The sequence below is a fragment of the Ruficoccus amylovorans genome (assembly GCF_014230085.1).
Lineage (GTDB): Bacteria > Verrucomicrobiota > Verrucomicrobiia > Opitutales > Cerasicoccaceae > Ruficoccus > Ruficoccus amylovorans.
On sequence record NZ_JACHVB010000013.1, the window covers coordinates 218,703 to 231,764 of the forward strand.

The window sequence follows — 13,062 nt, forward strand, 5'->3', positions numbered from 1 at the left end:
CGCAGCTCCCCCTCCCCGCCTGCACACATCCTTCTCAAGCCTCCGCCAACGCTCCCCAACCATCCCCCTCTCTTAACTTTAAAACTTGCCACCCGACACTTATCCGGGGAAAACAGTCTTCCCCAAAACATACAGTGTATCCCCCTTTCAGTATGGCCTGCCGGGAGTTCCTGGAAGAAAATCGCAGATGATTCGCCGCTGGTGAAAATTCTGCATTAGAAAATCGACCTCGCCCGCCCGATGGCAATACTGGCAGCACAAATTCACTCTCCATCCGTATTCCATGAATCGACTTGAAAAGAAAATGCTCGGGTGTCTCGAAGACCTGCGGGACAACTACAACGTCATCGGCATCAAGGCTGAATTCGAAGCCGAAGGCACCCGCATGGAGGAGGCGCTCCGCCTGAAGGAAATTGTCACGATGGCCGACCTGGGCCTGACGATCAAGATCGGCGGCTGCGAAGCCGTCAAGGACATGCTCGACGCCAAAGTCATCGGCACCCGCGCCATCGTCGGCCCCATGATCGAAACCGCCTACGCGATGACCAAATACGTCAAGACCGCCCAGTTCTCCTTCAGTGAGGACGAGCGCGAGGAGATGGATTTCCTCATCAACATCGAGACGATTACTGGCTTCGAAAATCTCGACTCGATCACCGAAGCCCCCGAGTTCGAGCACATCGACGGCATCGTCGTGGGGCGCGTGGACATGACCGGCTCCCTCGGCCTGGGCCGCGACCAGATCAACTCCGAGCGCATTTTCGAGATGACCAACATCATGGCCAAGAAGATGCAGGCCATGGGCAAGAAGCTCGTGGTCGGCGGCGGCGTCTCCGCCGAGTCCCTGCCCTTCTTCCGCCGCTTGCCCGCCGGTTCGCTGGCCAAGTACGAGACCCGCAAGATCATTTTCGACGCCACCCGGAGCCTGCACTCTGAAAAGGCTCCCGAAGGCCTGATCAAGGCCGTCGGCTTCGAGCTGATGTGGCTCAAAAACAAGCGCGACTTCTACGGGAACATCTTCAAGGAGGACGCCGAGCGCATCAACATGCTCGAAACCCGCTACGAGAAGCTTCTCAAGGAAGCCAAGGCTCTATGCTGCTGAACGGCCAGCCCGCTGGCACGCTGGAAGCACTGATTTTCGATCTGGACGGAACCCTCGTGGATTCCTCCGCCGAGATCATCAAATGCCTGAAACAGGCTTACCTCGACGCCAAGGTGGGCATCGACGGCCTCGCCTTCGACTCCAGCCTGATGGGGCCGCCGGTCAGCCAGATCATCCCCAAGCTCTCCCCCGGACTGACTGAGGAGCAAACCGCCGCTATCATCGCGGCCTTCCGCCAGCGTTACGACAACTCGGAGGACGACTGCTCCACCGCCTACGAGGGAACCGCCGAACTGCTGGCGCTCCTGCGCGGGCACGGTCGCCGGGTTTTCATCGCCACCAACAAGCCAATGAAGGCGACTCTCCGCGTCCTGCGGGCGCTGGGGATGGAGGACTTCGACGACGTTTACACCATCGACAAACTCGGCACCCGCCTGACCAAGTACGAAATGATCACGGGCATCGTCGAAACCCACCAGCTTGACCCCGCCCGCTGCCTCATGGTGGGCGACTCCCCGGACGATGTCTGCTCGGGCCGCCGCGCCGGCCTGTTTTCAGTCGGCGCGCTTTGGGGCTACGGCGACAAGGATTTGCTTGAAAAAGAATCGGATCTGGCGCTCTACTCGGTACCTGAGCTGGCCAACTTGCTGGTCGCCCATTTTTCAGCCGCCTCCCGATGATCAAAGTTTCCGACTACATCGCCAAACGCCTCCGCGAGCACTATAACGCCACCCACTTTTTTATGGTTTCGGGCGGGGGTGCCATGCACCTCAACGACAGCCTCGGGCGCAGCCTCCCCTACACGGCGAACCACCACGAACAGGCCTGCGCCATCGCCGCCGAAGGCTTCGCCCGCGTGGGCCAGCAACTGGCCGTGGTCAACGTCACCACCGGCCCCGGCGGACTCAACTGCCTCAACGGCGTCTTCGGCCAGTGGACCGACTCCGCCCCCGTGCTCTACCTTTCCGGGCAGGTCAAGTTCTCCACCTGCCTGGCCTCCTGCGAGGTCCCCGGCCTGCGCCAGCTCGGCGACCAGGAAGTGGACATCGTCACCTCCGTGCGGCACCTGACCAAGTACGCCGTCATGGTCACCGATCCGCTCGACGTGAAGTACCACCTCGACCGCGCCGTCTTCGAGGCCACACACGGGCGCTTTGGCCCGGTCTGGCTCGACGTGCCGATGAATGTCCAGGGCGCGATGGTCGAGGAGAGCGAGCTACGGGAGTTCACCCCTCCGGAGCAGCCCGTTTACGACCTGCAAATCGCGCGCGTCACCGCCGAGTTGCAACAAGCCCGCCACCCGCTCATCGTGGCCGGGCACGGCATCCGCCTGGCCGACCAGATCCCGCTCTTCCGCGAACTGGTCGAGCGGCTCAACGTCCCCGTCGTCACCACTTTCAACGGCTTTGACCTGATGGAGTCGGACGCCCCGCACTTCGCCGGGCGCATCGGCACCGTCGGCCAGCGTTGCGCGAACTTCACGCTCCAGAACGCCGATTGCGTGCTCTTCCTGGGCACGCGCAACAACATCCGTCAGGTCAGCTACAACTGGGAAAACTTCGCCTCCAGAGCCTGCAAGATCATCGTCGATATTGACCCGGCCGAGCTGGCCAAGCCGCTCGTCTCCCCCGACATCGCGGTCCACGCCGACCTGCGGGACTTTTTGCCCGCGCTCGCTCAGGCCCTCCCCGGACCCATCGGCTCGCAGGAGTGGTTCGACTTCAGCATCAACCTGCGCCGCAAGTACTCCTTCGAGCACACGGCGGAGTATCAGCAGCAGCCGGGCGCGCCCATCAACGTTTACCACTTCATCCACACGCTGACCGCGCAGATGGCCGAGGGCGACATCATGACTGCGGCCAACGGCTCGGCCTGCGTTTGCCTGCACCAGGCCGGAGTGGTGAAAAAGGACCAGCGCATTTTCTGGAATTCGGGCGACGCCTCCATGGGCTACGACCTGCCATCGGCCATCGGGGCGCAGTACGCGGCTCCCTCGCGCCGGGTTGTCTGCCTGGCCGGCGACGGCTCCATCATGATGAATTTGCAGGAGCTGCAAACGCTCCGGCACAACAACCTGCCGATCAAGCTCTTCGTCATCTGCAACGATGGCTACGCCTCCATCAAGCAGACGCAGAACAACTTTTTCAGCGGCCACCGCACCGGCTCGTGCTCGGGCAGCGGCGTGAGCGTGCCGGACTTCCGCGAACTGGCGCAAGCCTTTGGCCTGCCCTCAGTCCGCATTACCGAAGCCGACGCTTTGGAAACCTCCGTCCGCGAGGTACTGGCCGCCGATGGCCCCGTGCTGTGCGAAGTCATGTGCGAGACCGACTACGCCTTCACCCCGAAGCTCTCGGCCCGCAAGCTTCCCGACGGCAGCATGGTCTCCCCTTCGCTGGAGGACATGTTCCCCTTCCTCGACCGCGAGGAGTACGCCGCCAATCTCATCGAGTAGCAAGTCCCTGCATCTTCCGGACAGGCTGAGCCGTCCAGCTTTGCTACACCTGTTTTACACGGGCATACTCCGGCGCCTGGCAACGCTCGTCTCCCCACCGATTGATGAGGGCTCGCAGTTGTTGATCGGATTCGCCTGTACGGCCCCGGTCATTTGTCTCGATGATCCAGCGTTCCAGCGTTGCGGACAACTGCTCGCGAATATCCTCATAGCAAGGATCGCCCACCAGATTATGCACCTCATCATGATCGGCGGCGTGGTCGTAAAGCTCTTCGGCTGGCCGGGCATCACCGGCATAGGGAGCCTGCTCGTCGTTCAGGCGCCCCTCTGCCCATAGACGCCTGTACTCCAGGTAACACTCGGTCTGGTCACGGTACTGCGGCTGCATCAGCGGCCGGTCCGTCAGGTAATTACGGATGTAGCGGTATCGCTCGGTCCGGACCGAGCGAATGCGGTCGATGGTGAAATCACAACGATCCCGCGCCGAGAAAACACAGGACCGCTCGTTCCCTTCCGTCATAAAATTTCGGGCATCCATCCACTCAGGCACCTCAAGACCCGCCAACTCCAGACTGGCGGCAGCAATATCAATCGAGCTGACCAGGCGCTTCTCAGTCACTCCCGCACGATGATCCTGAGGCACACTTACCACCAGCGGGACGTGCGTTCCACCGTCGTAGCAAAACTGCTTGTGGCGCAGCAGGTCCATTCCGTGGTCGGAAAAGAAAAAGATGGCCGTGTCCTCCAGCAAGTCGTCCGCTTCCAGCGCCTGTAAAATCCAGCCCACTTCCTGGTCAACCAGTTGGATACACTCGTAGTGCCGGGCGATCTGGCGGCGAAACGCGGGCGTATCCGGGTAACAAGCCGGCACACGCACCCGCTCCGGCGATACGGCCTCAAGGGCTGGCCGCGTATTCTTCCCTCCCCAAAGGCCAATCTGCCCGAAGAAAGGCTGGCCGTCCCTGCGGCGACGCCAGTAGGCCCATTCGCGCTCGCGGGTATCGAAAGGGACGTAACCACGATGATGGTGCCCATAAAACTCCGGCGTCTCGAACTCCCCATCGTAGAGTGCCGCGCGATCATAGACAAAGTTGTAGTCGTCCTTGCCCAGATTATAGGTAAAATAACCGGCTTCGCGCATGATTTGCGGAAGGGGACGCACCCCCGTTGGCAGAAAGACTTCCGGCTCACCGGGGCGCGAGGAAACATGGTTATGAACGCCGATGCGTGTCGGATAACAGCCGCAGATCAGGCCGGAGCGCGAGGGCGAGCAAACCGGGGCGGTGGAATGGCAATTAATGTACGTCCGCCCCCGCGCAGCCAATCGTTCGATGTTGGGTGTCGCCACGGTGCGGTCCCCCCACAACGGCAGCAACGGGCTCATGTCCTCAACGAAAATCCAGAGTATATTCATATCTCAGCCAACACTCACGGTGGAAAACAATCCCGGTCAGGCTCAGGTTTTCATCTTCGCTTCCATCTCCTCTGTCCTGCGATTGATATCGTCCATGTACGCACGGTCAACCGGGTAACGCCCCAGGATAAACAATGCCAGAGCGATCACCACCGGCCCGGAAATGAAAGTCAGCGTCGCGATGTTGCGAACGGCTTCGGGCGTTTGCTCGTCGGCCCCGGATTCAATGCCCGCCGTGGCGACCAGCCACCCGGTCAACAACAACCCGATGGAGATCGACGTTTTCTGACAAAAGGTGAAGACGGACGCATAGCTGGCATTTTTGAGCTTACCCGTATTGACGTAGTTGATCGCCGCTACATCGGCTATCATGGAGCTGGCCAGCGGAACAAGCACTCCGCCGCCGCCCCACCAGCAACTCTGGAGCAAGGCAAAGACACCCACCGAAAGCGGAATCGCCACCCCGCCAACCGTCCACGTCGAATCAGCAGGCAAGACGCCCCCGATGAATACGAGGTACAGCCCCACGCCGCCAAAAAACGAGAGACCGCCACCAATATAGCCGCAGACCTTCTTGTCAAAACGCGCGACCAGCCTGGACTGGAATAACGAACAGACAGCGAAACTCAGCATCCCCGCGCCGTGGACAAATGTCTTCTCCGAACTGCTGAACTCCATGAAAAACACGTAGGTGAAAAGCTGCATCTGAGCCGTCAGCAGCATGGCGAATTGCGCCACCACAAAAAATCCGAATACCCACAGTGCCAGCCGGTCCCGCAGGATGGAGCCGAACTCCCGGACAAAACCGGCCACGCTTCTGGAGTTTCCGGCGTCTCCTACCTCATCATCGTATGGCTTCGCGTATTGCCACGTGGATACAATACAGATGAGTGACATAATCAACACCGCCATCGCGAGCACGGCCCCCATGAGCAGATAATTCCCCGCGATCAATGTGCCGTCGATACGCTCGCCTTCCGCGGAGAACTCATCCCGAAAGAAAAGCGTCCAGGCCATTGCACCGAACGTGAAGTTGACCACCTGATTGATAAAGAAACGAACCCCCTGGAGCCGGGAACGGCCTTCGTAGTCCGGGCAGATCTCAAAGCCGAGCGCGGTAAAGGGCACGGCGAACACCGTCACCGCGGTTCTCAGCAGCAGGTTGATGCATAGCACAACGGCGAAGACCGCCGCCTCGCCCGTCACTTGCTGCGGGACAAACCAGAGCAGAAAGAAACTGACCGCCAGCGCCAAGCTGCCGATAAGCAGGTAAGGCTGTCGCCGCCCCAGGCGCGTCCGCGTATTATCGGAAATATATCCCATCAACGGGTCCGTAATCGCATCCCAGAGCGTCGTTATGCTCAGTGCCAGCGCCGCCACCCCCGCACCCAGCCCCAGTACCTGAGTCAGAAAGATGAGCGCAAAGTTGCTCACCCCGTTCATGGCGATAGAGATCCCCCCCTCCCCCATGGCATAGCCAAAGATTCGAGCCAGACCAGCTGGCTTATGCGACATGGGTTTCATCATAGAGGTGTGCTTATCGGGGTGTTTTTAAATGGGTAACCGGCAGCGAGGCATAAAGGCCACCGGCTCAAAGGGACTCCACATGCGCCTGGGGAGTGGTATCCAGGTGAGGCTGCAATTCGACGTGGTGACGCTCGTTCAATGTCTCATTGAGTTCCAGCATGGGCGCCTCAGCGACATCAGTAGCGATATAATTATCCTGAACACAGACATCCTTGCAGACCTCCAGAGTCAGCCGCGCCCGCATCCGCTTGTCAGGCCGGTATGCACGGTTGGCCTCGATGCGGTTTCCCTTGAACACAAAGCCCTTCACCGAACGCGCATAGACCAGACCGGTATCGAAGGTGCTGAATATGTTATTGGTGATGCAAATCCCACTGTGGAACGTCGCCTCGGCAACATCCGGGCCGCTAACCTCCGGGTCGATGTCAATGACGGCTCGCCCCCAGGAGACAGGCCCGTAGCAGCACTCGCCGAAGTGGTTGTCCTCGATGAGAACATCCCGCACCGCCCCGGACTCAAACCAGTAACTGGCATCACCGCTGATTTTGATAGCCGACCCCGCCGGGGACAGTTCATTCTCGCGCACGATGATTTTGCGCGGGGTTGAGAGCAGAAAGCCCCGGGCGCGGTTGTTTTGTACGCGGCATCCTTCGATTACAACCTCCGGCGTCCAGGTCAGGTTCTCCATCGCGCAGCCAGGCTGGATCTCCGGAGACAGCGGCGCGCGGAAAATAACCCTAAACGTCCACTCATCAACCTGCTCGATGCGCTTGATACGTCCCTTACCCAAGGTAGCGAGACTGTTCGCATGCCGAAAGACCACGTCATCTCCCGCCACTCCCGGACGCATCGACTTTTGCTCAAAGTGGCCGATTCCCAACAGCAGCGAGCAATCGCCCTCCCGCTCATCAACCCTGAAATGAATCCCGTGAACGTTCGCAGCGTCATCGAGCTGGTTGGACATCCGGCAACGCCGGAACAAGATTTTCCCCCGGCAGTTAACAAAGTGCGTCGCGTCCGCCGTCGAAGAAAAATACCGGCCCGAGGCCTCGTCTGGTTCGACCGCACAGTTGAGCAAAGAGATATTTTCGGTGAATTGCCCCAGCACGGCTGTGCCCGCCGCGTGTCGGATCACCAAAGACTCCAGCACCACATCCTTGGAATCCACCATGAACACGGCGGGGAAGTACCGGCGGTAATGGCGCATGACCAAGATGTTGCCAGGGCGGGCTAACCGACCGAATTCCCCCTTCAGGCGCACACGCGAGTCCCCGAGATATTCGGCGCTGTTTTCCGAGCTGAACACCCCTCCCAGGTTATCCCCGCTCAGGTGGGCCGGACGGCGGAGTCGGGCGTCGAATTCAAAAATACCCTCGGTGAAACCGTGGCTCCAGCCTTCACCGATGAAGCGCATCGTGCCGTCCACCACCTCGTAGGGATAGCGGGCCTCATCAATGGCGACATCGACATGGTCCATACCGGCAGCCAGGATTTCCCCTTGCGAGAAAAACGTCCGGTGCCAGTCGATTGTAAAGTTCTTCAAGCGGATATTACTGCCATGATCGACGACGAAAGGAAGTATCTCCCCGTGAAAGACCAGACGCGCCCCGGCACCGTCAATCGTGATGCCTCTTCGCCCCAGCAAGGGGAAGGCGATCCGCTTCAAACCTGCCTGATTGTTGGACAGATAATAAAATTTCTCCTCAGCCTGATGAGGCCAAAAATGGTATTCCCCCGGCTCAAGTACAAGCGTCTGCCCATTTTCGACTTTGCCCAGTATCTGCTTAATCAGGGGCGTGGCATCTTCGTTGGAGTCAGGGTACAGCCCATGTTGGCTGGCTCTGATCGACGCACCACGCCTATCATCGTGATTTGTTTCGTTCATTATAAAAGCTTAAATTCCTCCCGACAGAGACGAGGCGTCATCCGAAACTATCCTCCGTGGCTGCGCCCGGTCGAACACGACAAGCAACTCCATTCCCATCCTCGCCTTACTCGGTACAATGAAAATAAATACCCTCTCATTGGCCCGAACCGGAATGCGGTTCCTGTAAATGGGCCGGTAACCGTCGTCCACCGACTGCACGAGAATCGTCTCCATCCCCGACGGGGCTTCAATTGACGACTCCCAATAAATCTGACCGGGAGCTGCTCGCAGCACGATTTCATCCATTTTGGCGGCGATGTTTGCCGCACTGAAATTCGCAAACACAATTGCGCCCTTTCCGGAAAAGCCCGGATTCTCGGGTATAGGCATGAGCTTGACCGTCTCCGTGTCGCCCGCTCCCCGAACCACAAACAGATAGATGTGGCGCCCCTGCCATTGCCGCGGGACCGGAAGCTCCTGAACACTCGACGAACCGTCCTTGGAAAGCAGGCGATAACGCAACGGGCCAAGGCCAACATACTTGCGGACCTTCGAAAAACCGCGATTGGGCACCCATTGCTTCACCAACTCCGGCCCTTCGCCTTCAGTCTCCAGCTCCAGTGTCCCCAGGGTCGAGTGAATCGAATAGGTAAACTGTATCGGTGGCTCTTCCTCCTGCGCCGAAAGCACGCCCATGCCGTGCTGGCCAAAGCTCAACAGCAACGAAAGTCGTAAGAGGTTTTTATAAAAAGACAGAGCACTCATAGGCTGATGGAGGAAGTATCAAGCCAGCGGAAGCCGATGATACGGAACTTGCGCCCGAACTGGCGGTTAATCTCTTCGAGTTCCGCACTTGAGGGGTGGACCTCGGGCAGGTTGGCAGGATCAATATATTCGGGAGTGCGCTGCACGATGGCCTCACAGCACGCGATTGCCGTCTCACCAGAAATCGGGTTCGTCACCTCGCCGATGGAACGAATGGTAAAGGTGTCACCGCGCACGCTCAAGTACGGCCCCAGCGGCTCAAGCAAATCCCCCTGCGTCAGGGTACCCGGCGCATACGCAAAAGTGGAATCTGCGTTCAAACCGCTGCGTTCGATTGCTGCTTGCAGGGCTCCCCGATCCCCACGCTCGTCATCCACCAGCATCCGGTTGACAAACTGCGCCACCGACAGAAACGGCCCTCTCTGCCGAACTTCGTCCACGATGTACTCGGAGAGTGTCTCCAGCGCAGCGCTGTCGGACTGATTGCTACGGTAAATATCCTCCACCGCAACGGGACGGGTCTCAGCCCACTCATCGGTACCGGCTTGCATGCCAGGCATGCGCGGGAAAAACACTTCGTCGCTGGCCCCGAGACGCCCCTCCGGCGTCAACCCCAGACGTGAGGCCAGAAAGGCCGCCCAAGCCTTTTCAGACGTTGAGTTCACATTGAACGCACCCTTCAGCATCAGGTGCTTCGCCGCCAGCGCATGATCGCGTAATTCCACCTCATCCTGGTCCAGTATGACAAAATTCTGGTTCGGCCAGGACCTGGTAAACAGATCCGCCCCCGCGGGGACAGTGGAGAAAAAGTAGCTGTCCCAAAGCGCACGGTTCAAGTAGTAGGCACTATCCACAACCAGGTCCGTCGTGTTCATATTGACAGACTCCGGCAGCGCCTGGCCGAAAAAGTCGAAGTCGGTCAGGTTCCCGCTGTCCAGACTGTAGCCGGGCTGGTTCCGGTGAAAGGAAACCGTCTCGGTACGCTCCAGATTGGCGCTCGGCAGGCGTGAACTCCCAAAGGTGTAAGCGGGGTCGCCGGGGTGGAAAGCGACATTCCAGTGCCGCAGAACGCCCAGCGACGAGGGCTCCTCCTGAGGCACATGAAAGAGTATCGTTTCATCAACGCTGACATTGGACTCGCCCCAGCCCGTCATATCCAGCCCGAAGCTGTATGGGTCGGGATAAAAACCCGTTGTCCACCCGCTGGTTTCAAAGGCCCGGTCGCCATCGAAGCCGTTCGGATCGCGAATAAGTAACGAGCGGGGGTTGGTGCGTCCGAGGAAATTCTCGGCACCGTCGTTGAGTCCGTCCACGGCGTAAGTCCCCAACCGGAAATCCTCAGCCGAGAGTGCCCGCAGTTGAATGACGCCGACGTCCGTGATTTGCCCGCCCCAGGTCGAAGCCGCATCCTTGACCAGCGAGACATCAACGGCAAAAGCATCCCCCAGGTCCGAATCTGTCCCCACCTGGGAGTTTTCCCCGATGCGGTTCCGCGAGAACGGGACTTCCACCGCCTGATGAGTCAGACGTATATTCCCAAGCTGGCTCCCCCCCTGCGTATGCCAGTCACTGGTAATGCGTTGCGCTCCCTGCTGCATCATGGGCAGTAAGCTGACACGGATATTCATCAGGTTATAATCGTCCATGCTCGTCGAAGCCCCACTGGTACCGCCGCTGGAGAACTGAGGCCAGGTCAGCCCGTAGGAGACAGTTGACCCCGACCTGGAATACGAGCGTACGGGTACAGCCATCGAAGTATTTCGCCAATCGTCCCCCTCCACCATGACCAGGGTTCCCCCTGCACTCGAAGAGGCCACAAACCCTTTTGTCTCTCCCGGCGCGAAGCTTATCCCACTGCTACCAGCCGCCACACGGAGCGTCATGTTCGCATTCGTCGTTACCTCGCTCCCGGAGCCGCCCTTCAGTTCCCCGGTGATCATTGAGCCAAGGCTGCGGGCGTTGGCCTGAGTCAACGCGATCTGGCTGGTATCATTATCGACCGACCAGATCAGATCTGGAATACCCGGATCAGCATCGCTCAGCCTGAAGTCGAAAGTCATGCGCAGTTGAAAGACAGGAATATGAAAAGCCTTGTCCATCAGGACCGGCACATCGTAGGGGTTCGTCAATTCGACAAAGGGGTGTACGTGAAGCTGTATTTCCCGGTCACTGCCGTTCGCCACCACTTCGGCACGCACATAGAATATCAGCTCTGTCATGATGGGAGTAACCGGAGAATTAATCGGCAGATGGCGTTTGGCATCGAGCACATCGTAATCCTGGAAGTTGGCCCCAAAATTCAAGAGATCACCAAGAGCCTGCGCCTCATAGGGCGTGAAAATATCATTCTCACGCTCATCCCCCATGACAAAGGGTTGGCTGTTCAGAAGAGCCGAGGCGATTTCCTCCCGGACATCGTAACCATTCGGGTCTGTCCCGCTCTCGGTCGCCAGCCAGTCCTCATTGACTGGCTCATGGACACGTATCGTGTTGTTCGCCCCCGAAAGCAACCGACGGTGATTGGCGAAATCCCATAGTGCCTCGATTCGTGGCCCGTAAATGACATTATCCATGACACCGACATTCGGATTGGTGGGCGCGCCAGACTCGATTTCCTCGTCCAGATAAATCGAGTACAGATAAGGACTCGTCCTGTATGGCTCCGGGAATTCTTCCAGGTCCGCCGTCACTCCGTCATCCATGTTAATTTCGGGAAGACGGATCAGAGAGGTCAGGTCTTTCTTCAGACCTCCCACCCTGGGATCAGTCAAGACCCCAACCGAACTCGCACTCAAAAAATCCTCAACGCCCTCCGGATCGATACCGAACACAGCCAAATCGGTCAGCGATGATATCCGCGCCCAATCGTCCTCGGAAACCGATGCGGCCGTGCCGGATGACGGTAATACCACCTCGGGGGCAAAGCGCTGGGCGACTCGCGCCGCCAGGGCCGCATCAGCGTCTTCGGCGGCATTACGGTACGGATCCCCCATGTCGATCCGTACCTTCTGGTTTTCATCCTGCACCCACCAGGCATAGCGCGCACCGGGCTGGCCCTCGACATCCTCGAAGTACACCTTAACCGCGCGGGCATCTCCTGCCGCTTTCCGGATCGTCACCACGTCGGTACCCGTCAACGCCTCCGAGGGGTCCAGCGTATCAACAGCGCCACTGACCAGCCAGCCCTTGCTCATATTCATTTTCTGAGCCGGACTGTAGCTGTCCCAACTGCGTTGGGCAGAAGTCCCAAGAACCGGATCATAGGTACTCTCATCACCGTCGTCGCTCAACGGATTGGTTGACCACACTCCGACCCAGTCCGGCTCATCAATAGACGTATCGCCGGGGCCGGTCATAAAGATTCCTGCCTTGGCGGTAATGCGCCGATCCGGCCCGGCCAGACTCTGCAGGCGTCCGATCGCCACCTGCATGCCGAGCATGGCATTCTGGCGGGCAACGGCCTGGTCCAGGGCAATCCTCACCGAGGAACTCTCGACCATGACCAACCCGCTGAAGGCCATAATCAGGATAAAGACAAAACCCATTAAAACCATGGAAATAATGAGTGCAAACCCACGTCGGCATGGCCGGACTCCGCGAAACACTCGCCGGGGGGAAAGGATCATCTGGGGGGGCATAGACGACAAGAATAGAGGTTGTTTTCAAAGTAGAACGGCTACCCGTCTAGATGCTTTTCTTTGCGTTCTCAACATATAAAACATATCAATATTGATTTTTTTCAAGATAAAAGCATCCCAAACCTCTGCCAGAAACAGGCAAATACCCCGTACACCCCTCGTTGACGCAGAAAAACACCGCTAAAAAATATCCGATAAGGAATCCAACCGGGTACAAAAGGAGTGAAAGGTCGAACCAGTCCCCCTTTCATTAAATAACTCCCCAAGCCCGCCTCCGCACACTTCCTTTCCAAAAGG

General features: G+C 58.7%; 8 protein-coding genes. 3 read left to right on the forward strand and 5 right to left on the reverse strand.

Annotated elements, in window-relative coordinates:
* Positions 1 to 283 precede the first annotated feature (283 nt).
* The 3 genes from H5P28_RS04170 to H5P28_RS04180 are packed head-to-tail and all read left to right on the forward strand — an operon-like array spanning position 284 to position 3,554.
* On the forward strand, positions 284 to 1,102 hold the full coding sequence (locus H5P28_RS04170; RefSeq protein ID WP_185674454.1) for an aldolase/citrate lyase family protein: 819 nt from the start codon (positions 284 to 286) through the stop codon (positions 1,100 to 1,102).
* Positions 1,093 to 1,782 carry an HAD family hydrolase gene (locus H5P28_RS04175; RefSeq protein ID WP_185674455.1) on the forward strand — a complete coding sequence of 230 codons (690 nt, stop codon included), beginning with the start codon at positions 1,093 to 1,095 and terminating at the stop codon, positions 1,780 to 1,782. The genes H5P28_RS04170 and H5P28_RS04175 overlap by 10 nt, the downstream gene beginning before the upstream one ends.
* Positions 1,779 to 3,554 (forward strand): thiamine pyrophosphate-binding protein, encoded by a 1,776-nt coding sequence (locus tag H5P28_RS04180; RefSeq protein ID WP_185674456.1) that lies wholly within the window; start codon positions 1,779 to 1,781, stop codon positions 3,552 to 3,554. Before H5P28_RS04175 ends, H5P28_RS04180 begins: the two co-directional genes overlap by 4 nt.
* 43 nt (positions 3,555 to 3,597) lie before the next feature.
* Here the strand turns inward: H5P28_RS04180 and H5P28_RS04185 are convergent, their stop codons facing one another.
* The 5 genes from H5P28_RS04185 to H5P28_RS04205 all read right to left on the reverse strand — a co-directional run bounded on the left by H5P28_RS04185 (position 3,598) and on the right by H5P28_RS04205 (position 12,681).
* Positions 3,598 to 4,968, reverse strand: coding sequence for a sulfatase family protein (locus H5P28_RS04185; protein WP_185674457.1), 1,371 nt, complete (start codon positions 4,966 to 4,968; stop codon positions 3,598 to 3,600).
* A 42-nt stretch (positions 4,969 to 5,010) separates the two neighbouring features.
* Complete coding sequence (locus tag H5P28_RS04190) at positions 5,011 to 6,495, reverse strand: MFS transporter (RefSeq protein WP_185674458.1); 1,485 nt, start codon at positions 6,493 to 6,495, stop codon at positions 5,011 to 5,013.
* Between the two features lie 64 nt (positions 6,496 to 6,559).
* The gene (locus tag H5P28_RS04195) at positions 6,560 to 8,380 is read right to left on the reverse strand and encodes an alpha-1,3-galactosidase-related protein (RefSeq protein WP_185674459.1); all 1,821 of its coding nucleotides are present in this window, start codon (positions 8,378 to 8,380) and stop codon (positions 6,560 to 6,562) included.
* 9 nt (positions 8,381 to 8,389) lie between these two features.
* On the reverse strand, positions 8,390 to 9,127 hold the full coding sequence (locus H5P28_RS04200) for a hypothetical protein (protein WP_185674460.1): 738 nt from the start codon (positions 9,125 to 9,127) through the stop codon (positions 8,390 to 8,392).
* Positions 9,124 to 12,681, reverse strand: coding sequence for a hypothetical protein (locus tag H5P28_RS04205; RefSeq protein ID WP_185674461.1), 3,558 nt, complete (start codon positions 12,679 to 12,681; stop codon positions 9,124 to 9,126). Before H5P28_RS04205 ends, H5P28_RS04200 begins: the two co-directional genes overlap by 4 nt.
* Between the last annotated feature and the right edge of the window lie 381 nt (positions 12,682 to 13,062).